18 protein-coding genes and 1 pseudogene are annotated in these 23,104 nt (G+C 52.4%); 13 read left to right on the top strand and 6 right to left on the bottom strand.

The features are described 5' to 3' along the window. The first annotated feature begins 290 nt into the window (after positions 1-290). A pseudogene (locus CTZ24_RS24115) lies at positions 291-1,015 on the top strand (IS110 family transposase). A gap of 568 nt (positions 1,016-1,583) precedes the next feature. Here CTZ24_RS24115 and CTZ24_RS24120 read toward each other — a convergent pair. From CTZ24_RS24120 to CTZ24_RS24130, 3 genes are all read right to left on the bottom strand, one after another. Further along, positions 1,584-1,793, bottom strand: a complete 210-nt coding sequence (locus CTZ24_RS24120) for a YdgH/BhsA/McbA-like domain containing protein (RefSeq protein ID WP_013512655.1) — start codon at positions 1,791-1,793, stop codon at positions 1,584-1,586. 227 nt (positions 1,794-2,020) lie between these two features. Then, on the bottom strand, positions 2,021-2,212 hold the full coding sequence (locus tag CTZ24_RS24125; RefSeq protein WP_208726985.1) for a DUF6404 family protein: 192 nt from the start codon (positions 2,210-2,212) through the stop codon (positions 2,021-2,023). A gap of 58 nt (positions 2,213-2,270) precedes the next feature. Beyond that, positions 2,271-2,552, bottom strand: a complete 282-nt coding sequence (locus CTZ24_RS24130; RefSeq protein WP_071783572.1) for a hypothetical protein — start codon at positions 2,550-2,552, stop codon at positions 2,271-2,273. An 817-nt stretch (positions 2,553-3,369) separates the two neighbouring features. Here CTZ24_RS24130 and CTZ24_RS24135 point away from each other — a divergent pair. The 12 genes from CTZ24_RS24135 (at position 3,370) to CTZ24_RS24190 (ending at position 20,147) form a co-directional block, all read left to right on the top strand. Further along, a complete protein-coding gene (locus tag CTZ24_RS24135; RefSeq protein WP_208726986.1) occupies positions 3,370-4,110 on the top strand; it encodes a YMGG-like glycine zipper-containing protein in 741 nt (246 codons plus the stop codon). Positions 4,111-4,197: 87 nt separating this feature from the next. After that, a complete protein-coding gene (locus CTZ24_RS24140) occupies positions 4,198-4,680 on the top strand; it encodes a hypothetical protein (protein ID WP_036626139.1) in 483 nt (160 codons plus the stop codon). A gap of 85 nt (positions 4,681-4,765) precedes the next feature. Further along, positions 4,766-5,908 carry a tellurite resistance domain protein gene (locus CTZ24_RS24145; RefSeq protein WP_208726987.1) on the top strand — a complete coding sequence of 381 codons (1,143 nt, stop codon included), beginning with the start codon at positions 4,766-4,768 and terminating at the stop codon, positions 5,906-5,908. Between the two features lie 49 nt (positions 5,909-5,957). Continuing rightward, the gene (locus CTZ24_RS24150; RefSeq protein ID WP_208726988.1) at positions 5,958-7,415 is read left to right on the top strand and encodes an SrfA family protein; all 1,458 of its coding nucleotides are present in this window, start codon (positions 5,958-5,960) and stop codon (positions 7,413-7,415) included. A gap of 16 nt (positions 7,416-7,431) precedes the next feature. Beyond that, positions 7,432-10,506 carry a virulence factor SrfB gene (locus tag CTZ24_RS24155; protein WP_208726989.1) on the top strand — a complete coding sequence of 1,025 codons (3,075 nt, stop codon included), beginning with the start codon at positions 7,432-7,434 and terminating at the stop codon, positions 10,504-10,506. Further along, positions 10,506-13,199 (top strand): virulence factor SrfC family protein, encoded by a 2,694-nt coding sequence (locus tag CTZ24_RS24160; protein ID WP_208726990.1) that lies wholly within the window; start codon positions 10,506-10,508, stop codon positions 13,197-13,199. The genes CTZ24_RS24155 and CTZ24_RS24160 overlap by 1 nt, the downstream gene beginning before the upstream one ends. After that, on the top strand, positions 13,193-14,182 hold the full coding sequence (locus CTZ24_RS24165; RefSeq protein ID WP_208726991.1) for a flagellar basal body-associated FliL family protein: 990 nt from the start codon (positions 13,193-13,195) through the stop codon (positions 14,180-14,182). Before CTZ24_RS24160 ends, CTZ24_RS24165 begins: the two co-directional genes overlap by 7 nt. Further along, positions 14,182-16,140, top strand: coding sequence for a vWA domain-containing protein (locus tag CTZ24_RS24170; RefSeq protein ID WP_208726992.1), 1,959 nt, complete (start codon positions 14,182-14,184; stop codon positions 16,138-16,140). Before CTZ24_RS24165 ends, CTZ24_RS24170 begins: the two co-directional genes overlap by 1 nt. After that, positions 16,140-16,868, top strand: a complete 729-nt coding sequence (locus CTZ24_RS24175; protein WP_208726993.1) for an ABC transporter ATP-binding protein — start codon at positions 16,140-16,142, stop codon at positions 16,866-16,868. Before CTZ24_RS24170 ends, CTZ24_RS24175 begins: the two co-directional genes overlap by 1 nt. Next, positions 16,858-18,072, top strand: a complete 1,215-nt coding sequence (locus CTZ24_RS24180; protein ID WP_021184030.1) for an ABC transporter permease — start codon at positions 16,858-16,860, stop codon at positions 18,070-18,072. Before CTZ24_RS24175 ends, CTZ24_RS24180 begins: the two co-directional genes overlap by 11 nt. Positions 18,073-18,115: 43 nt before the next feature. After that, the gene (locus CTZ24_RS24185) at positions 18,116-19,699 is read left to right on the top strand and encodes an SUMF1/EgtB/PvdO family nonheme iron enzyme (RefSeq protein ID WP_303464524.1); all 1,584 of its coding nucleotides are present in this window, start codon (positions 18,116-18,118) and stop codon (positions 19,697-19,699) included. A gap of 1 nt (position 19,700) precedes the next feature. After that, on the top strand, positions 19,701-20,147 hold the full coding sequence (locus tag CTZ24_RS24190; protein ID WP_367617730.1) for an IrmA family protein: 447 nt from the start codon (positions 19,701-19,703) through the stop codon (positions 20,145-20,147). Between the two features lie 119 nt (positions 20,148-20,266). Here CTZ24_RS24190 and CTZ24_RS24195 read toward each other — a convergent pair whose 3' ends face one another. The 3 genes from CTZ24_RS24195 to CTZ24_RS24205 all read right to left on the bottom strand — a co-directional run bounded on the left by CTZ24_RS24195 (position 20,267) and on the right by CTZ24_RS24205 (position 23,100). Then, a complete protein-coding gene (locus tag CTZ24_RS24195) occupies positions 20,267-20,617 on the bottom strand; it encodes a hypothetical protein (protein ID WP_208726994.1) in 351 nt (116 codons plus the stop codon). Between the two features lie 350 nt (positions 20,618-20,967). Continuing rightward, positions 20,968-21,744 carry a MipA/OmpV family protein gene (locus CTZ24_RS24200; protein ID WP_021184033.1) on the bottom strand — a complete coding sequence of 259 codons (777 nt, stop codon included), beginning with the start codon at positions 21,742-21,744 and terminating at the stop codon, positions 20,968-20,970. Positions 21,745-21,825: 81 nt separating this feature from the next. Then, entirely contained in the window at positions 21,826-23,100 is a 1,275-nt protein-coding gene (locus CTZ24_RS24205) for a sensor histidine kinase (protein WP_208726995.1), read from the bottom strand. Between the last annotated feature and the right edge of the window lie 4 nt (positions 23,101-23,104).

Below are 23,104 nucleotides of genomic sequence, written 5' to 3' on the forward strand. Positions count from 1 at the left end.
TGTCATGCTGCTGTCAGCCTTAGCGTCACTTAGCTGGTGCAGAGAAGCAACCAAATGGCAGAGGATGCCTATATTGATGGCTATTCCTTGGATTAAGCCTCCGGGCTCTTTTCTTTGCAATCATTATGTAAGGGCGCGTAAGTATCACCACCACGCTTGCGCTTTGTGTAGTGGTTTTGACATTTTCCCAGTGGATCGACATACGGCATTGTTAGCAAGTACCGTGTCGCAATCCTTTCAACCTTATGCATCCATAATTTCTCTAACAGTTCGTCAGAGAGTTACCGGATATGAACCGCATGGTCGTAGGCGCTGACATCGCCAAAAACGTGATTAAGCTTCACTATGTGGATACTGAAACCGGGGAAGTAGTCAATAAGGCGGTTAAACGCGCCTCTTTCCTGAGCTTCTTTCAGAACCGGGAACCCTGCCTGGTCGGCATGGAGGCCAGCGGCGGCGCGCACCACTGGGCCCGTCAGCTGAGCCTTCTTGGGCATCAGGTCAAGTTGATGCCCGGTGCCTATGTGAAAGCATTCAACATACGAAACAAAAATGATATGGCGGACGCTGAAGCCATCTGGCGCGCCGCTCAGCAGCCGGGTAAAGCGGTGGCGGTCAAGACGGAGGCTCAGCAGGCGATGCTGGCGTTAAAGCCATCAGCGCCATCCCCGGCGTGGGTTTCCTGACCGCCACGGGAAGCGCCGGTGCGTTTCGTTCCGGTCGGGAGTTTGCCGCCTGGATAGGGCTGGTTCCACGACAGACCGGCACGGGTGGCAAAGTTATACTGAAGGGCATCAGCAAACGGGGTGATAAATACCTGCGCAAGCTGCTGATCAACGGCGCGCACAGTGTGATTCAGAATGCGAATGAGCCGGGAGCGTGGGTAACGGATCTGCTCAAGAGGCGGCCCGTGAACGTGGCATCCGTCGCGCTGGCCAACAAAATGGCCAGAACCATCTGGGCGGTTCTGGCTCACAATACGCCGTATACCATAACACCGCCGGACACGGTGTAGCGGTTCTAGAGCCCCTGATTGATAAGTCTCCTGCGATTGCGCGGGTAGTCGTACGTAATGACAGACAGGTCGGACCGTGGCGCGCTAAACCTGAAAAAAGTATCGAACTCCAGGTTCGCAGAGGTAATGAGGCGTGCGCCAGCGGAATTCATTAGGGCCCGCGACAGTGCTAACTGCCGCAACAAGGCCGGATATATAACTGCAATCGCCTAACTGTCATCACCGAGACTGTCCGGCATACGGGAGGTGCTCATTTATATCTTTTTGTCGGGTTGTCCACATTCCGGGTGCATAGCCTCCCGTGAACCCTGTGGATAAAATCAGCCCCGCCGTGAACCGACAGGGCTGTAGCGTGATGGTTAATTATTGACCGGCGCTATCGCAGGTACTTCTGTATCAGCGCTGCCCCGTGATGAAGATGACGTGCCGTCACGCAGATGCAACTCACATCCAGAGCCAGTTTTTGTTGGCGATGGTCAAACTTGACTCACTGAATTTATGGTACAGCAAATGCGAAAAAGGCCGCCTTTTGGCGACCTCTTCCGGCACTTCTCTGTACGACCATCCGTTATTTGTACAGTTCTGCGGTCATGTGAACACGGTTATTGGTGTTCGCTTCGGTGATTTTGTACTGCGCACCCTGCTGAGCGGCCTGTGCAGCGATTTTCGCTTCTGCACCATCCAGGGTAGAAGCGGAAGCAGTGATGCTCTGCGCAAAGCTACCGAAAGAAATCAGTGACAGGGCCGCAACTGCAACGAAAGTTTTGATAGATTTCATGGTCATTCCCTCATAAGTTTGTTTAATCGGTGAGGCGTTGTGCCTCGATGTGAGAGAGAATAGACCTGTCGACGGGTGAGTAAAAGCTGAGGGATTTGCTGAAAGAACTCAAAAAAATTGAATAAATGTTAACCAGCAAACTGCTTCATCGATCCAACACAACGCGTATGACACGTCGGTATTACTTCCCTGTCAGATGAGGTCAATGAAGCCATACTGCATTTACGTCAAAAAAGATGCCTGATATACCTCAGAAGAAAAACTCCGGATGCGTAAAGCGGGCCTGAAATGAGGGATATGCAGACCGCTTTTCGGGATGAAAGCCCTGCTTTCTTCCACTGCGCAAACCACATGGCCATGCCCCACAGCACGGAAAAACATACCGCGCTAAAGACGAATTCAATCACATAATGCTTCATAACACCTCCCTGATTTTATCTGTTGTTCCTGTCGGATGTTGACCACTTTCTAAAAGTCTCAGCCTGGTTCACCCAGCAAACGATGTCTGTAATATTTGCGGGCAACGTGAATGAGAATTTGACTATAAACAAAGCCGCCAATCGCTCCCATGACGATAACTCCGGGGAAACCCAATAATTTTGCGCCCGCGCCGGATAACAGTGCACAGAGTAGCAGCCCGACCCATGTTTCCCAATGCCGAAAGGTTGAGGTATAGATATCGTTCCAGCGTTTGCCACACTCTTTTGAAGAAAGTTGTGATAGCTCGGGGATGCTTCTGAGTGACCAGTAGATTTTCATGCTGATGTCCTTATTGCGATGAATACAAACAGGAGAACATAAAAACGGGGCTTATAAAAGACTTACACACTGTTGCGGGTACGCCTGACATCGGACCAGTGGTCCTCTTTGGCGATAAAATTAATGCCAATTGAGCACGTTGCTAACCCTGCGCAACCTTGACATTAGAATATTCATCTGGAAAACAGCGTAATCCAGCCTCACATGTCATGTTAATGCGTAAAGAAAGTGTAAGGTGTGGGAAAGTGTATAATTTAGTTGTATTGAAATATATTGTTTCATACCTACTCGTGCAGCCTATAGAATACTAATCATATCAGGTTGATTTCACTGACCTCTGAAGGAAATTAAGCATGGATCGTGTCTTGAAATACTTTCCTTTTTAAGTTAAATACAAAAAAAATCCCTATCGGCAACGATGAAAATTAAAGATGCTTTTGCATCTGTTTCGACGAATATTCCCAATCTGCATAGAGGTTTTCCAACCTCTGGCTACGCAATTCTTTTTGGGATATTGGGTTAGGACTGCTCCTTGTGTTTTGGTGAAAAAAACAACACGACTATTTCTTCTCTGATACTAAAGATCTCAACAAACACGCCGATAACCTCTCCGGAAATAGATGCGACGTATCTCATCTAGTTTCAGAGAAGAGCGAACACTCCAGAAAATAGGTTTATCTGTACCTGTGAGATGTATCGCCACGGATTTGCCTTAACAGATGACAGTCAAATCCTGATTTAAAATTTTAACAGCAAAAGTGTCTATGGACAGCACACTCATTAAGCGCTGATCCATTCGACCATTTAAGGAAAAAAGATGTCGAATAAGTTTAAACGTAGCACTACCTGTCTGCTTGTTTCTCTTTCCCTTCTGCTTGGTGGTTGTGCTAATACCGGAAGCTCCCTGCTCTCCAGCACCAAACCCGATCCACGACTGACCAGTGGCGAACAATCCCAATTATTTAGCAGTTCAGCAGCCCAGGGCTGTGGCATGGGGGCTTTGGCGGGCGCAGGCATTGGTGCCCTGGCAGGGGCTCTGGCCGGAAATGGCAAAAATGCGTTGGTGGGTGCCGCCGTGGGCGGTGCTGCCGGTTGTGCTGCCGGTGTAGCGACCAACTATTACCTGGACAGTCTGAAAAAAGATTACGCCACCACCGCCGATCGACTGCAAGCGATGGATAAAGACATCAATAAAGATACCGCAGATATCGCCAAAACTACCGCAGCGATGAAAGCGGTGATCAGTGAAAACAGCGCGACCCTGACCCAAATTAGCATCCAGAAAGACAAAGCAGGCTTTGATAAAGCCAGTGCCAAAAAAGAACTGTCTCAGGTTGATGCCAATATCAGCGTCATGAAAGACAAAATTAAGAATATGAAAGAAAAAAGTGCTGCTTATAAGGTCGCGTTGCAGGGACAAACCACCAGCACAGCGGCAGATAAAGCCAAGCTGAAACAACTGAACACCGAATATAGCGAACTCAATGGCCAGATTACCGCGCTGGAATCTGAAGCGAATGGCTTGTACAGCCAACGCCAGGCTATTTCATTAGGTTGATAATGACGGGCCGATATTATTATCGGCCCTGTTTAGATTTATTGCTGAACACATTTCGTTCAGCACGCTCAATTCATGGACGCCCTTATGAGAATTTATGTATTAGTCACTTCCCTGCTACTCGCCGGATGTGCCACATCTCCTCAGGATTGCGATTTGCATGCTCAGGATCCCAGCTTTCTCACCAAGTTGAGCTGCACAACTTCTGGCGGATATAGACAAAAAGTCGACGAGCAAGAGCGCCATGTGCTGCAAAGTCAGCGGGACAATAAAATTGCCCAACAAAATCTCGCGGATACCCAAATCAGGGAACAAGCCTCCAGCCAGAAATTGGCAGATGAACAATCCAGGTTAAAAGCGGCGCGATCTGATCTGGCTCAAACGCTGAAAAAGCTCAAATCGAGCAAAGCCAATAATCAGCAACGCCAGCAAGAAATTAAGCAACTGGAAGCGTTGCAACGTCAGTCTCAGCAGGCCAACAGCGCAGATGAAGTCGCGGTCATTGAAAAGAAAATTGCCGCAGCCAAAGCACGCGTCGCCGAGCTTGAGCAAGCTAACGCACTTCAATAATGCGTCACCTGAGTGGCGGCATTTAATGCTCGCCACCTGGCCAATCAGCATCTGCTGCTAATAACGACAAACATGAATCCGGGCTATGCAACGATTAACAAGATCAGCGCAAATTGATGATGCCACCCTCGCCATTTATGAAGAAACGGTTGCGATTATTCACCGTTATCTTCCGCCTTCCCTCGCGCTGCTTTATGCCACTGCACGTCGAAGCGCCGAAGGGAATCTGGAGTGGTGGACAGCGCGACAAGGTCTTGCCACTCCGCTGTCAGCACTGAGCGACACCGAACAAATCGAAACTCAGCGTAAGCGTCAGCAGTATCAGGACACGGTCGCTGGCTTAATTGACCAGCTTACCGCGCGTGGGGAAACCCAACCGGCTCAGGCATTGCAAACGCTGCTCACCCATTCACAGGATCTGGATTGTTATCGCGTCGGTGGCGAGCCGGTATTAATCAATTGGGCCATCCCGGTACCGGCTCCCTTGACTCAGGTGCCACCACCAGCGAGGCGGTGGAGATTCCTGCCCTGGTTGCTGCTGGGATTATTGCTGCTGATTGCTCTCGCATGGTGGTGGTTCTGTTATCACCACCGCACCGATGCTGCCCTTCCGGTACAGCACACGCCACCTGCGGCAGTTGGCGATGCCTCGCCAAATAAGACCGAGTTAACGCAGGATAATCCCAGCGTCAGCCTCGCTAAAACAAACGACTTCGGCCGTATCAAAGTCAATCTGACCTGGCAGCAAGGTCAGAATCACCAACCGGTAGATCTGGATATTGCCGCGTTCATTAAATTGAAAAATGGCAGAAACACCGGTGTTGAGGCACTCAGTAAATACCTGGGTGACTATGAAAAAGCCCCCTTCATGCTGTTGCAAAAAGATCTGCGCGATGGCGGCAGCAAAGATGGCGAATGGCTGTTCATCAACGGCAGCCAATGGCAGGAGATTGATGAGGTACTGATCTACAGCTTCATTTACGGCGGCGCGAATAACTGGCAGGGACTGGATGCCACGATCACGCTCTCTGTGCCGAATCAGCCACCTATCTCAACCACTTTGGTCAATAGCGGTGAACGCAATGAAGTTGCGGCAATCGCGCGAATAAAAAACGTCGATGGCGACCTCAAAGTTGAGCGGCTTAACAGCTTCTTCCCGGACCGGGAGTCACTGGCTAAGCACTATGGCTGGAATTTTGAATGGACGCCTGGCGCCAGCAAAAATTAGCCACCGTCATCTGACTTGCGTTAATTAACAGCCCTACAAGGTTTAGACAATGCGAAATTCGATTCAGGGACCACTGTTACGTACCGGAAACAACTCGTCTTTTAAGGCGCTGGGGGAGACGGGTTATCCAGTGTTTAAGATGGCCTTTCAACTCCGTGAAGCTATTTACCGTCTTGATGCCGGGCGCGATTTAGCCCGCCATCTTGCCATCCCGCAAAATGAGCAAGGTGGCGATCGTACAGATTGGTACAGCAGCTTTGCAGGCGATGTCATTCCCTGGCGCAGTGCCACGGAAAGCGAGCGCGCCTCAGCACGTCAGCAGTTCACCGGATTCCAGATGGCGGTTCAGGCGTTGAGTGAGCAGATGCTGAACGCTGAGAACAGCGGTGCAGGCGGCGATCGGCGGGTATTCGCTCAGTTATTAAAATCCGTCGTTAACTTCCCCGATGATGATTTTCTTTATCTGGTTAACGGCGTACTGGTGATCACCTTCTGGGGTTTTGTCCATCCAACAGGTGAGCAGAGCAACCCGATGCACTGGCTGCAACCCAGCTCAGTACCCGAGCCAAAAGCCGTCGCCCCCCTCACCCAGCCACTGGCGCAAGCGGCTCCAACGGCTGTTCACACCGTTGAGACGGTGACACACACCCAACGGCGGAAATGGAACTGGCGATGGTTACTCTGGCTGCTGGTCGCCCTGCTGGCTCTGGCGCTAATCCTGGGATTACTGCGTGGCTGCGTTCCGTCGCTTTCCCTGCCGGGACTGCCGAAATTGTCCGCTGAGAATAACCCTAGCGAACCGGTCGGCAACCTGGACAACAGCCAAAACGTGGCGGTCAATCCTTCAGCCAACTCCGGCTCTCCTGTTGCGGGGAGCACGGATGCGACCAGCAGTGGAGCAGTGGCGAGCACCGCTGAGGTGAATCAAACCGGTACAGGGGGTGTCGATGAGCCGCCGATTGTGGATACCTCCACATCAGATGCACCGGCACTGACGGACTCCCGTGAGCTGCCAGCACCTGATTCCGCCGCGACAACTACACCACCCGTGATGCCAGAACCACAAAACGTTGAGCCGCAAAATCCTGCGGTCACGCCCAATAGCGTGCCCCCCGTCCAACCCGTGCAGGGTCAACCACTGACGCTTCCTGGTACGTTACCTGATGGACCTGCGCAGTTTCTGAACGGGCAGTGGCGAGTCAACGGTGGAATCCAGGACAAACTCACCGGCCGTCCGTTGCAGTTGCAATACAACTTCAAACAAGGCGAAGGCACCGTCAGCGTCCGTCAGTCCAATGGCGTCACCTGTACCGGTGCGGCTAAAGGCAATGTGCAACAAGGCGCGCTCAATATTACAAATCCTGAGCAGATGAAGTGTACCGATGACTCAAACTTTATTGGCCCAACCATAGAGTGCAAAGCGCCCGCGGCTGGTCATACCGATTGTGTCGGCAAGAATGAGGGAGATAAAACCTTCCCCATTCGTATGCTGCAAACCCATTCTTAACAGGGACGAATAGATTATGTTGCCTGAAATTGTTTCTTTTGATCGCCAGGTCACTCTGGTCGGCGACTCCGGAATTCAGTTTATGGATTTCGGTTTGACCTTCAAACGCCAGACTGCCGGGACGGGCGAATTTGTCAAACTCGCCAACGGCGTACTGACACGTCTGATTTACAACGAACCGCGTGATTACTATTTCTATCAGCCGACGCCAGACAAAATTGAGAAGGCGAAAAGCCAGTACGACATTCCTGTTGAGCAGAGCCTGAAACTGCTGGACAGCGTCTGGTTGCCGCTGCCCCTGTTCCGTTTTAGTTTGCCCAATATTTACCAGGAAGGCCCGCTGAACTGGGCGCGTTTTCGCCTTGTGAAACTGCCTGAAGCTGACCTCGATGGTCACACGCACCGCATGACGCTGGCGATTGATACCCGCATCATGGCTAAACAACAATCGGCTGCGGATCTTAGCCCTAATCATGAAGATGTGAATGCCGGTGCGACCTTTGCAGTAGCCACTGCCACTTACGCGCTCAACTGGTACTTAACCCAGGAGTGGGTCAAAGATTGGCTGGTCGATGTCTTTAATGAAGCCAGCAAAGGGCGGGATATTGACGATCGAGAGGAAGAGATCGCCCAGCAGTATCCGCTGGCGCACTACCTTAACCTGCTGTCCCTGATGGCAGAACCGCTTGAGGGCCTGCAAACCCAAACGGTAGCCTCTATCGCGATACCCCAGTTTAAAGTGATTGCCAATCGTGAAGTGAACGCCATTAAACCGATCCCGGTCGATCTGATTCTTGATGTGGGTAACTCCCGCACCTGCGGCATTTTGATTGAAGATCACGGGCAGTCAGGATCCGGCCTGATGCACAACTACGTGCTGAAGCTGCGCGACCTTAGCACACCTGAACATATCTATATCGACCCGTTTGAAAGTAAGGTGGAGTTCGCCCAGGCCTTTTTTGGCAAAGACCTTTATTCCGTGCGAAGCGGTCGCCACGATGCTTTCCAGTGGCCAACCATCGCCCGCATTGGGGGTGAAGCCAGTCGCTTAGCGTCACGCCGCCGGGGGAGCGAGGGTTCTACCGGGCTTTCCAGCCCTAAACGCTATCTCTGGGATGAGAAATTTTATGGTCAGGGCTGGCGCTTTAACGGCAGCTCATTGCAGGAAACCAATCCCCTTGCCACTGCCGCTCCTTTTGCCAATTTAATTAATGAGAAAGGCGATGCCCTGCATACCATTGAGGATGAGATGGATCGCATCCCGGTGTTCACACCACGCTATTCCCGCAGTTCACTGATGACCTTTATGTTGGCAGAAGTGTTAACGCAAGCCATCAGCCAGATCAACAGTCCCGAGCAACGTATTCGTGAAGGCCATGCCGGTCTTCCGCGTCAACTTCGCCACATCATCCTGACGGTCCCACCGGGTATGCCGATGGCGGAACGCTGCATTCTTGATGGAAGAATGCGTCAGGCCGTGGGCCTGGTATGGAAATCACTGCGCTGGCATGCGGGTGAGAATGATCCTTATATTGATGAGAAGGAAGAACACAGCAAGGGCAACATCAAGATCCCACTGCCAAAAATCCGCGTCGAGTGGGATGAAGCGTCCTGTGCTCAACTGGTGTACCTGTACACCGAGATCAATCAGAACTTCGCCGGTCATCCGGAAGTCTTTTTCAATACGCTTGGCCGCCCGGACCGTCAGGATCGGGAAACCCTCACCATTGCATCAATTGATATCGGCGGCGGCACAACAGATCTGGTTATCACCGATTACCGCCTGGATCGCAATGGCGTGACCGGCGGCGGCGCCAACGTGCATATCATCCCCCACCAGCGATTCCGCGATAGCTTCAAAATTGCCGGGGATGACATTCTGCTCGACGTTATTCAGTCGTACGTATTACCGGCTTTCGAGCTGGCGCTGCGTGAAGCAAATGTACGTTCGGTAGATACGTTGCTGTCCCAACTGTGCGGTTCACAAAATATCAGTGCCGCCGAAGCGGTTCTGCGCCAGCAACTGACCCTGCAAGTGTTCGTGCCACTGGCGCTGCACCTCCTTGCCCGCTATGAGCAATATGATCCGCAGAATGAACAAACCTATCTGCTGATCAATCAGCGCGTCGGTGAATTACTGCCCGCGAACAGCATCAGTGACGAGGTTGATAGTTTTGTACGTCGTGAAGTGAAAAAGGCGGGAGGCATAGAGGATTTCAAACTCGCGGATATTGCCCTCAATATCACGCTGACGAAAATGCACACCGATATGTGCTCAGGCAAATTCAACATCGACAAAGTGCTGACCGCATTGTGCGAAGTGTTGTCCTGTTACCAGTGTGACCTGCTGCTGCTGACCGGGCGACCGTCGCAACTGCCAGGGATTCAGGCGATTGTCCGTCGCAACCTGCCGTTACCTCCAGGACGCATTCTGGCGTTGCATGGTTACCAGACCGGCACCTGGTATCCGTTCCATAAAAACGGTCATATTCACGATCCCAAAAGTACCGCCTCGGTGGGTGCGATGCTGTCGCAATTATGCGCGAACCACAGTATTCCCAACTTCCATTTCCGTATCTCGGCGTTGAAACCGTATTCCACCATTCGCCATCTCGGCACCATTGATATGGATAACCTGATCCACGATGCCGACGTTATCTACCGCGATATCAAATCTGAAGACGGACAAATCATCCTGCCGGTATTTATGAATGATGAGGGTGAAGCAACCACCGCAAGCATCGTGATGCGCGGCGACCTGCGCCTGGGTTATCGCCAGCTGGACGCAGAGCGCTGGTCTGCATCCCCCTTATATACGCTGCGGTTCACCGAGTCTGGGCGTGAAAATTTCTCTAAGGCGAAATCCATCGACAGCGGCTCTCCGTATATCAAAGTCAGGCTCACGATTGATAAAGGTAAGGCTGCGCAAAAATTAGGGCTGATCAGCGATCGTCTGACCATTGCTGATGTCAGCAGCAACACCGACCGATCTTTCGGCAAGAAAGATGTCGAGCTGGAACTCAATACCATGCCCGATACAGGACTCATTGACAGCCGGCACTGGCTCGATAGCGGGAGCGTAAAAAAATAATGAACAACGAACAAACTACTCTTCAACAAGGATGGGCGGCTATCGCCCAGGGCTGTCAGGATGCGCTGGGCTGGGTGGACAATGTCCGCACCGGCTCTCGTCGCCTGGACACAGAAGCCGACCAACTGAATCTGAGTTTGCTGCGTACCCGTAATCTGGCGAACAGCCTCTCTCAGGTTTCTGGCACGCCAATGACGGTAGGCTTCTTCGGCATCTCTCAGGCCGGTAAGTCTTATCTTATCTCTTCAGTAGCCGCAGGTAGCAATGGCGAACTGAAAGCACGCTATGGCACCAGGGTGGTGGACTTTATCAAAGAGGTCAATCCGGTTGGCGGAGGGAAAGAGGCGACCGGTCTGGTCACGCGCTTTACCCGATACGCGCCCGAAGCCCCGCAGGGCTATCCGGTTCCTTTGCGCCTGTTCAGTGAAATCGACCTGGCCAAGATCCTCGCCAATACCTGGTTCAATGACTTCAACCATGAAAATCTGACTTATCAGCTTGATGAAAACCACATTGAAGAACGCCTGCGACCTTTCCTGCAACGCGTCGGTCAGGCTGATGCCAACAATGGTGTCAGCAGGGAGGACGTTGTTGCCCTGTGGGATTACCTCAAAGATTCATTCAAAAAATCAGTAGAAAAGTTTGAGCACGCCTGGTGGCCGCAGGTGCTTAAAATCGCCCCCACCCTTACTCCCCATGAGCGTGCAGACCTTTTTTCTCTCCTGTGGGGAGAACAACCGGAACTCACTGAAACATACCGTTCCCTGGCCCATGTGCTGGCAAAACTTAACCACGCAAAAATGGTGTTTGCCCCATTAGAAACGCTTACCGAGCATAGCAACGGCAGCATTATGAATGTCGACAGCCTGAATCGCCTCGGTTCAAGCCAGGACCGCCTGGTCGAGATACGTTTCTGGCAAGAGAACCAACAAACCGGTAGCGCCCACTTGTCACAAGCGGAGCTCGCGGCATTGACCGCGGAGCTCATTTTCCCGCTGGCAGAGGTCACGCCAAACAGCGTGATGGAACAGGTCGACTTACTCGACTTCCCCGGTTATCGCGGTCGCCTCAAACTTCTCGCCCTGAAAGATGCGGCTCAGTCGGGTAAAAATCCGGTATCGCAGCTGTTGCTACGCGGCAAAGTCGCCTATCTGTTTGAGCGTTACACCGATAATCAGGAGATGAATGCCCTGGTGGTCTGTGCCAGCTCGTCTAAACAAAGTGACGTCTCCGATGTGGGTCCGGTTCTCACCCGCTGGGTCGAGAAGACGCAAGGCAAAACGGCTGAAGAACGTGCCAAAAGTAAAGCTGGCCTGTTCTGGGCCATTACCATGTGCGATGTACGCATCCAGGACAATCTGACGAAAACGGAGAGTCAGCTCAATGAAGCCTGGGAAGGCATGATACATATGACTCTGCTGGAACGTTTTGCCCAGTATGAGTGGTTGAAAGAGTGGTCCCCGGGCAAACCCTTTGATAACTGTTTCCTGGTACGTAAACCAGGCATAGATACGCCGTTCCTGAAGCTTGAAAATGTCCCAGGGCAGGAGACCCTGAAAGAGGTGGCGATTACCGATCGCTACCAGGACATCATCGACACTATGGGGCGCGCCTTTGTCACCCGTCAAAATGTCCAACGGCATGTTGCCGCACCCAATGAGGCATGGCAGGAGATGCTCAAGCTCAACGATGGCGGCGTTTCTCGCCTGACCGGGGCACTGCGTGGCGTCGCCCACCTGACGTTTAAATTAGATCGCCTGCGTGAGCAGCTGAAACAATGTCGCATCGAAACCGCAGAAAAACGCCTTGGCCGCTGGTACCAGCATGACGGCGACGGCCAGTTAGAAAAAAAACAAGCCATTGCCAAAGAACTGTGGCAGGGCTTAACCGCCAGCCCGCAGAGTTTGGGGGAGATGATCAGTCGTTTAGATCTGCCTTCTCATGAGCTGAACAATATCTATCTGAGCATTCGCGATCAGGATCAGGTGCCGCAAGTCAGCGAGGTTGAGCGTCCGCAAAACACCTTTGCTGCGAATCCCTTTGGAAGTAACCCGTTTGGCAGCAATCCTTTCGGTCAGGATTCGGTCGAGGAACAACCCTCCGCGATTGCACCCACGCCAGAACGCATCGGTCAGGATGACGAATTCGCTCATCAGGCCTTTAAAGCCTGGGTCGCGCATTTGAGAGAACTGTCGCAGCAAACCACGTATTGGCAGCAACTGGGGCTGAACAGTGAAACCATCAATTTGTTGTGTGAAGAGTTGATTACCGCAGCCACACGTCTGGATCTGGAAGGTACGCTCAAGCGCGCGCTGGCAGGTCAGGAACAGGCGGGAACACGTCGGGAGCAGTTGCTGGCACGCCAGACGCAACGTGCTCAACTGGCGCTGCGAGACTTTATTGCCTGGTTTGGCTACCTCACTTTGCCCGAAGCGCAAATCCCTGACAGCTACGTTGGCGAGAAAAAGAAAGTGTTTGCCCGCCAGGCCACGCTTGCCCGCGATGAATTGCCGCAACTGGCAGCGGTCGCGCCTCAACCGGGGATGGCCTATCTGGGCGACTGGCTCTCGGCATTAATGGCGCTCACGTTGAACAACGCCGGCCACAGCGCAACCAGTGATATCTCCCTTGAACAAAATCAGCAACTGGGCCAGATCATCGGCCAAATGAAACAAGAGAACCCGTCATGCTAGCTAAAATTTTACCGTGCCAACCTTCAGAGCCGGGATTTGCACAATTGATGATTCGCCTGCGTGGCGAAGACGCCTTGCTGGCCAATCTGAACTTTACGTTGTGCAACAACGAGCAGAATTACTTGCAGCCTGACGGCCACTGGAGCCCGGAGCCACACTGGTTTACCATCAATGGCGGGTATGCATTCAATAATGGCAGCGGCTTCCGTATCGGCCCGGACATCCTTGACCCCCTGCTGACCAGCCCCAGTCAGGTGCAAATTCAGGCTAAGTTGGCCACCGGTAAAACCCTGATCACCACACTCCAGTTGGCACGCGATGAGTTGTTCTCTTCTGGTGCCCGTGGGCAAACCGCCCACTACGGTGGCAGTAGCGTGTTGGATACACCGGACACCGCACCTGAAACCGTTCCGGAGACTGAGGCCGAACCCACGCCTGATGAACCCATCCGCACACCAACAGCCGCGCGGCCCAAACGCAATACGTCTCTGGTTCCGATCATCATCGCCGTGCTGCTGGTGCTGTTGATTGCCGCCGGTGCGCTCTGGTGGTTTATGGGACGCGACAACGCCACGCCAACCGCGGCAGCGAAACAACCGGAAGCCCCGGTGGTGGCAGAGGCAGCCAAAGCAGATGCTAACGCGTGTTCACCCGCTAACCTGACAAGTCAGACCGAGCTCGATTTTGTCCAAAACTGCGTACAACAGAAGCTCGACAGTGACAAGTTGCTGGCCATCATTCAGGCAGCCAAACAGGCGAAGCAGTGCGGTGTAGCCCAGCGTCTGTACGCCCACAGTGCTCAGGGTGGTGATACCAGGATCGCGCTCGCCTATGCCGCTGAATATGATCCTCAGGGTCACCAGCCAAGCGAATGTTTCAAAACCCCGGACCCGGATACCGCTGCTTACTGGTATGAAACCGTGCTGCAAACCGATCCAGAAAATCAGAAAGCCAAACAACGCCTTGCGGAGCTGAGAAAATAATGACCAGACATTTTCTTCGGCTCGCCCTGCCGTTATGTGGCCTACTTCTGACCAGCCAGGTGTTGGCAGCAGAGGGAGACAAACCTCTGCTACAGGAAGGCAAGAAAACCTTATTTCAAAGGGTTCTGACGACGCCAGGCTGCAAACTGGCAACGACGGCTGGCGATGATAAGGGCCAACTGCAACCCGCATTTAGCAGCTTTTATGTCTATCAAAAAGCGGATGTGAACGGCCAAAGCTGGGTCAAAGTGGGGCCTGATAGCTATGGCAAAACCATTGGCTGGTTACCCCAGTCCTGCACCGTTGACTGGAAAATGCAGCTGACCCTGGCCTTTACCAACCCGGCGAATCGCGACCGGTTAGTGTTCTTTAAAGACAAGAAAAGCCTGGATGATATTCTCTCTGCGCCGGACCCCGTCTCAATAGTTGCGCCGCTGCGCGCTCATCTCAAACGCGACGGCCATGCTGACGGTGTTTTAGCCCAAGAGCCGGAATACTTTGTTGATCTGCAAAAGCAGTTCTACCTGTTGCCGATCCTCAGTGGCGAAGAGATCATGACAGAGAGTGGGTTTTATACTCGCTTACTGAACGTCGCCTCTGTCAGCAAGGCAGACCCCAACGCGAAACAGGCCGATGACGTTAATCAGCTTAAAGGCTTTAATGCCTCGGTCGTTTTCGTCATTGATTCCACCATCTCGATGGGTCCGTATATCGATCGCACCAAAGAAGCGGTCAACAAAATTTATGACAAGATTAAACAGGAACACTTGCAGGATCAGGTTAAGTTTGGTCTGGTTTCCTTCCGCTCCAACACCAAAGCCGTACCCGGCCTGGAGTTCACCTCGAAGATCTTTGCCGACCCCAACCAGGTGAAGGACGGCAATGATTTCCTGCAAAAAGTCGCGGGCCTGAAAGAAGCCAAAGTATCCAGCTCTTTGGTTGATGAAGATGCTTACTCCGGCGTTCTTTCTGCTATCGACAGCATCGACTGGACGCCTTTCGGCGCGCGTTACATCGTATTGATCACCGACGCGGGTGCCATTGATGGCAGCAACAAACTTTCGTCTACCGGGCTTGATGCGAAACAGCTGCGCCTGGAAGCCGGTAACAAGGGGATTGCGATTTATACCCTGCATCTGAAAACCCCGTCAGGCAAGAATGACCATGCGAAGGCGGAAGGCCAGTACCGCGACCTGTCTAACTTTGACAGCACGCAGTCCAATCTCTACCAATCCGTTGATGCCGGTGATCTGAAAACCTTCGGGCAACAGGTTGATACGTTGGCAGGTGCCATTACCGAGCAGGTCAAAGCGGCCTATATGGGCGATCCGGCCATCGGCAGCGCACTTTACTCTAAAGATGATGGCAAAAAGCAGACGCCTGAAGAGAAATTGCTGGGGGATACAGCCCTGATTGGTCATGCCATGCAACTGGCCTGGCTGGGTAAAAAGAACGACACTCAGGCTCCGCTGGTGTTTAAGGCCTGGATCAGCGATCGCGATCTCATCAAGCAAAACATCCCCACCACTGACGTTCGTGTACTGCTGACCAAAGGGCAACTGAGCGATTTAAGTGATGTGGTGAGCCAGATCCTGCAAGCCGCTAATGAAGGCATGATTTCGCCGAATAAAATGTTTGAGCGTCTACGTTCCGTTGCCGCCACAATGGGTGCCGACCCGAACCAGCTTAAGCAGCAGGATAACGCCAAAATCAACGATCTCGGCGTGTTAGGCGAATACCTGGCAGACCTGCCCTATCGGAGTGACGTGTTGAATCTTGATGAAGAGACCTGGAAAAGCTGGGATGGCTTGTCGCAGGAGAAATTCATCCGCACGCTTTCCACCAAGCTGCGTTATTACCAGAAATACAATGCCGATGTTGACCGCTGGGTGGAGCTGGCCAAAGGCAGCGATCCGCGCGATCGCGTCTATCCGGTCCCACTGGAAATGATGCCCTGATGCTACACATAGACAACTTGTGTGTGGTGCGTGGTGAAGGGGATCACGCGCATCCTGTCTACCTGCCGCAGTTGAGGCTACGGCCAGGCCAGGTCATGGCGGTAACCGGCGAAAGTGGCTGTGGCAAAAGCACCCTTCTGGAAGCGATCGGCTTGTTGTTACGCCCGGCCAGCATTGGGCGTTTTATGCTGGATGGCGAAACGCCGCTGGATGTGGCTTCCTTACTTACTCACAACCAGCAAGCCGAACTGGCTGAGATACGCGCGCGCCATCTGGGCTTTGTGCTGCAAAATGGCGGGCTGCTTCCCTTTCTCAGCGTGCAGGACAACATCCAGCTTCCGTGCCAGTTGCTTGGCAAGTCAGCGGATAAAGCGATGTTGAACAGGGTCGTTGATGCGCTGAAACTTGGACCTCTGCTACATAAACAGCCAGCGCAATTGTCATTTGGTGAAAGGCAGCGCACCGCCTTTGCTCGTGCCATTCTGCATCGTCCTGCATTGGTGCTGGCCGATGAGCCTACCGCGGCACTGGATCCCCACAATGCACAGCAACTTTTTCGCCTGTTTATCGACCTGGTTGCTCAGGAAGGCATGATGGCATTGGTTGTCTGCCATGACTGGCCACTGGTGCAACGTTTCAATTTACCCTGTTTAGTTGCCCGGCCTGGTTCTGGTGCATCTGACCTGTCAGGGGAACAATCCCAAAGGGGAAGCCACTTTGTCCTGTAACCGTATCCTGTTGCTGGGACGCCTGGCACTGAAAGACCTGTGGCACGACCGCATCATCTCTTTCTGTATTACGTCATCTCTGGTTGCGGTAATCGCCCCACTCCTGCTGCTGTTCGGCTTAAGGTTTGGCATTGTCAGCCAATTGCAGGACGAGCTTGCCAATGATCCGCGCAATCTCGAAATCAGAATGTTGAGCAGCGGCAGCTATGACCCGGAATGGATAGCGCAGCTACGCCAACGTCCCGACGTGGGGTTTGCTATTGGGCAGACGCGGTCGCTCAATACGCTGACCGACTTACAAGTGGACAGCACCCATTTCATTGAAAATGCCGAAGTGATTCCGACCGATATCGGTGATCCGCTATTGGGTCATCTCAAAATCCAGCAGGAAAATGAGGTGGTGTTAACCCAGGAAGCCGCACGAAAACTGGCGGTTAAGGTCGGTGATAACGTGACTCTGCGTGTCAGCCGTCAACTGGATCAACGCCAGGAATGGGGGCGACGGAGCCTGGTGGTGGTCGGCATTTTACCCGCCATCTATTTCAACCGCGCAGCAATCTTTACCCAATCCTCCCTGCTGCTGATGCTTGAACATTTCAGAGACGGTTACGCGATCCCGGCCCTTGGCGTGAGCAGTGGGCAACCATTAAGTGACAAACCCACCCGCTATGCGCGTGCCAGATTATATGCACGGAGCATCGATGACGTTGCCAGCCTTGAACGCGATCTGCGCGCACAACGCATCGAAACCTCGAGTCGTCTCGCCGACATTGAAAACGTGAAAAGCATCAACCGCGTGCTGGGGCTAATCTTCAATACCATTGCCGCCACCGCCCTGATTGGCTGTATCGCCTCTCTTATTGGCTCATTTATCGCCAACGTCGATCGCAAACGCAAACATATTGCCGTGCTGCGGCTTTTGGGGTTTACCGGCCCTGCCGTGGGAGCCTATGTCATTGTGCAAGGATGCCTGCTCAGCCTGCTGGCCTATATCGGGGGCTACGGCATCTATCTGATCGCCAGTCAGATTTTTAACCGGGCGCTTGCCGGTAGCCAGGCGACCGATCAGATGTTATGCCGAATCACCTGGGCGCATAGCTTGCTGGCCATGACAATAACCGTTGTCGTGGCGGTAGTGGTTGCCAGTATCGGCGCTTATCGCGCCATTAATATTGAACCTGCGCAGAGTCTGCGTGAGGTGTGAATCCCCCCCCTTTGAGTTATTTGATGATTAGCGGAGATTGTTTGTGACCTTAACGCCTTCCTCACTGCCTTACTGGTTAGTTCTTGGCTTGCTCGCCAATGTCTCTTCTGCGCTGGCGGAGCCCTGGACAGAAAATAGCTGGAACCCGAAACCGGATAGCGAAGATATTATTCTGCCCATGCCCTGCGAAGGCTCAATGGCGTTTCGTCGCGTCGAAATCCCGATGACAGGGCCACTCGATGACCTGCCGATTACGCTGGGCCAGGACAATGGGGATTGGGGGGTGATCGAACACAGTTATCCCGCTTTTATTGCGGGCAGTTTTACCGACAAAAAAGCCAGGGGGCGCTATTACCTGATGGCGAAGTATGAACTGACCACCCTGCAATATCAGGCGTTGACCGAAGGCACCTGCCCTGTGCCATCCCGCAAGCTTAGTTTGCCGGTGACAGGGATTAGTTGGTTCGATGCCGTGAGTACGGCTGATAAATACAATCAGTGGTTGCGCAGCCATGCTATGGATAAGTTGCCGCAGGAAGACGGTGATGCAGGCTTTTTACGCCTGCCGACAGAAGTAGAGTGGGAATTTGCCGCACGCGGCGGTCTGAAAGTGAATAGCGCTGAATTCCGCGACCAGCACTACCCGATGGACGATATGAAGAATTATGAGTGGTTCTCAGGTGCGCAATCTTCCAATGGCAGAGTGCAGCTTATTGGCCTGCTACAGCCCAATCCGCTGGGTTTGTATGACATGCTGGGCAATGTGTCAGAGATGATGTTCAATCCCTTTTACCTCAATAAGCTCAATCGTTTGCACGGCCAGGCTGGCGGCTTTGTGGTGAGGGGCGGTAACTTCCTCTCTGGCCCAACAGAAATTCGCAGCGCGACGCGTAAAGAGGTGAATTACTACGACCAGGCCACCCCTGCAAGTAGCAAAACGACCGGTCTGCGTCTGGTTCTGGTGGCACCAACCATCACCTCAACCGATAAAGTGAAACAGCTGGAAAAAAGCTGGGAAACACTTGGCGCGGACAGTCAGGCTAACGCTAAAAAAGACGATGACGCTAAAGACACGGTCAAAGCGCTGGGCAGCCTCGCATCAAAGGTTGATGACTCTGCCCTGAAGCAGAAATTGAAAGACCTGGAAAACCAGTTGCGAGCCAGCAACCAGAAACAGCAGGAAGAGCGTGACCAGTCGATTCGCGCCAGCCTGAATTTGGGTTCCTTCCTCTGTACCAAATTGCAGGATGATGGCCGTTTCCTCGACTTCTTAAACCATAACTACGAACTGCTGTGTAAAAATAAAGACGCCAGCGACGCCAACTGCGCCATTCGCAAAACCAAGCTGGGCGAGCAGTCCGACAGACTCCAGCAGCTGACAGGCTATTACGCCAGTAGCCTGGTTGATGCCGCCACCCTGTATGGTAAAGAGGGCCTGCAACATGAAGTCACGGTGTTTGATCAAATGCTCACGCTGAACAAGCGGCTTTCCGGGCTGAAGCCCTTCCTGGCCGCACACTGGCAGAATCAGCAGGCGTATCTGGCAAACGGCAAAATAGATACTGCGGGCTGGCTGGAAACCTGTAAACAGATCAACGCCCCTAAAGCTACCGCACAGGAGAAGTAACATGAACATGGGACGCTCAAGCAGACTTTTATTGGCAGCGGTATTACTCGGGTTGGGCTGGCAGTCGACCAGCCTTGCCGAAACACAGCGCTATATTAGTATTCGAAATACCGATAACGTGTGGATTCAAGGTGTTTGTTCGCTGGTATTCAGGCTGGATAATGGAGGTGCCGGAGAATTTAACGCACTGGCGCTAACCATCCAGCTGAAAGATAAAACAGGTCATCCCCTTGGCGAAGGCACGTTAAACGTGCCACCTTTTGGTGACAGTGACGCTACTCGCTCTGTAGACACCTCAACAGAGTTTGACTGCGAAGCTGTGCAAAACGCTGACTCAGTGAGCATTACTCAGGCCGAGGAATTATTGGGTAACAACACTAAAAAGCCTTTGCCCCTGTCCACGTTCGACCCGCAATACTATCAACCACTGAAAATAAGTATCAATTAGCCCTGAAGACCACGGGTGACAATGACGCTAACTGAAATCAGCACTAAAACACCTTGCGTCACCGCAAGGTGTTTTAGTGCAAGAATATGCTGTTGATTGCGTTGTCGCTGATACTGACGTTAAGGGGCGACAGTACTGCAATTGTTGCTGTTGAGCTTCAGACCAAGGCGTCCAGCAGCCAGCTCATTTTCGGTGTGCGTGGCAGCAAAAATAAACCCTTTTTTCAGCAACCCGGTTGTATAGTATTTATTGTACATAAAAGACCATATCAACATCATAAAGAAAGGCGCGATACCCATAGTAAGAAAGGCTAAAATAACCCAAACCACAAACACACCAATGAAAGTTATAAAATCTTTGCGAAATAAAGCTGGAAATGCACCGAATAAAAGCGTTGTCCATGAATATCCATAGAAACCAAAAACACTTTCACCCGTCTGAGGATTTTCCATCTTAATTTTAGTTGCCATGTGTAATCTCCATTTTTAAATAATTGATCTGACCAGATTTGACCAAATTTATCCTTTCCCAACCCAGAAAGTACGCATTGGTTGCCCTATTCACATCCATACAGGAACATGAGGATGCAGGATTTGCCTTACTTTGCGAATGGCAATCAACGCCTGGACTGTTATCGGCAACGATGAGTTTTTCTTTAGCTTTAATGACCAATCAGTTTGATAAAAACACCGCCGGTCATTCGCGTTACCTGGCAAGGCTGAGGAGAAAGACGCTGGCGTTCTCAGGGTGAGTGGAGCTGCATGGTAAGGGATTCGGTTATCAGATGACCTCAGTAAGTCGGTGTCACCCGCCAGGCTTATCAGAAACGCCAGGCCAATAATAAGGCATAACTCAGTTGCTGCTTCTCCTGAGTCAGCGGGCTGTCTGCGGCGTCACCTTCCAGACGTTGTGCCATGACACGGGCCGATACCCGCCAGGATGAGGTCAGGTCATAATCGGCCCCGACTTCCCATCCCATCTTCTCCAGCCCTGCGCCTGCGTCATAACGGGCTAAACCACTACGTGATGATTGTTGCGCGGAGACACCATGTTGTGTCTGCATATAATCGCTATCCGCCCAGCTCAGGCTTGGGCCAGTAAAGAGTCGCAGATCCTGCCAGGGACGCCACGACAGATTGGCGTAAGTTGTCAGCAGAAACCCCTGCTGATTTCCCCCCACATCCTGTGAAAGGATCAATCCGGCGTTGAGGATATCATTGCGGTAAATTGCTGAAGTAAATGCACGCGGCGAAGTTTTAATATCGCCCATGCCACGCAGATATTCGTCATCTGACTCATGGCGTGGCGAAAGATCTGCACCTGCTCCCAGGGCGAATGTCCAGTGTTCGGTTTTGGCAAACTGCCAACCGAACGCCGTCAGGGTATCGACGCCACCGATAAAAAACGGGCCGTAGTTCACTCTCACCGCAGGAAGAAAGGTTGTATCGTTCTTTTTGGCTCCTGAGTACTTCGGTTTTACACCGACGCCTCCACCAATAAATCCGCTGAAGGCGTTATCTGACTCCTCAGCGAGGGCGGGTAAAGCTGCCGACAGAATTAACAACAGCAGAGCAGACTTCACGGGAATGGAAAGCATGGTACTTCATCCTTTTCGTTACAGGGCTGGCGCAAGTGTTGGTCTCCATTACATCAGCCGCCTGTAACGCCTCTTTTTACCTCAGGTAAAGTTATGTAACAGCGGTATGCGTACTCTGAAGCTGGCACCTCCGCCACCGCGATTAATGACACTTACCTCGCCATCGTGATATTCGCTAATCGAACGCACCAGTGCTAACCCTAAACCTGTGCCATTTTCATTGCGACTCAGGCGGAAGAACGGCTCAAAAATGCGTGCCATTTCTGATGTAGGAATGCCTGGACCACGATCATCGACAGTCAGCAACAAATTATCCGGATCGCTACGGTATAAACGCATAACCACTTCTTGACCGGCATAGCGCAAGGCGTTTTCAATCAGATTGCGCATTAAACGGCGTATCAGGCGGGCATCAACCTGAGCAACAATATGTTCAGCAACCAAATCGATTTCAGCCCTGGCACACTCTTCCGCAGCCAGTGCCGTGACATCGGTGGCGGTAAATTCACCTGCGATGACCTTTTGCGCCATTTCCAGCCGACTCAGGGTAAGTATCTCTTCAACCAACGTGTCCAGTTCAGACACGCTGCGTTGCAATTCATGTTGCGCCTGAGCAGGTTCCCCCGCCAGGAGTGCTGAGGCCATTTGGATACGCATTAACGGTGAACGTAGTTCGTGTGACGCATTAGCCAACATGGTTTTCTGCGACTGCACCAGCGTTTCGATTTGCGCGGCCGACCGGTTGAAGCTGGCGGCCAGTTGACTGACTTCATCTTTCCCCGTCACCGGCACGCGTGCGGCCAGGTTTCCCCTCCCCAAAGCTTCAACACTTTGTTGCAGGGATTCCAGACGCGCCGTTAGTCGGCGAATCACCGGAAAAGCTATCAACGCGACAGTGACCGCCAATGCGAGCTGCATGATGATAAACAACCACGGACGTTCCCTGCGGTCAGAGCTGAACTCAATAACCAGCAGGCGTTTATCCTGCAATTGCCAGACGAAACGTGTTCCATACCCGTCATCAAAGAACCCCCCTCGCCTGGCTTGTTTCGGTAAAGGAATCTCTGGCGAAAGCGGTCGGCTCAGCAACTGACCATTGGCATCAAATAGCGCGAAGCGCGCATGAGTACGTTGCATCCAGTCATCTATTGCAGCTGACTGCACACTTTTTTGCGCCGATGCAGGAGGCAGATTTTGCTCGACCAGTTCGCTGAAGGTAGCAAATGCACTGAGATTACGGTTGTTATCGTCATTCCATAGCCAGAGGATAATGGTACAGAGTACGACCAACACGATGGCGCTTAGCACAGCAAAAAAGATCTGCAAATGCATGGGAAAATCTGCGATGCGTTTCATGGCA

Origin of the sequence: Pantoea phytobeneficialis (assembly GCF_009728735.1) — a bacterium.
Lineage (GTDB): Bacteria > Pseudomonadota > Gammaproteobacteria > Enterobacterales > Enterobacteriaceae > Pantoea > Pantoea phytobeneficialis.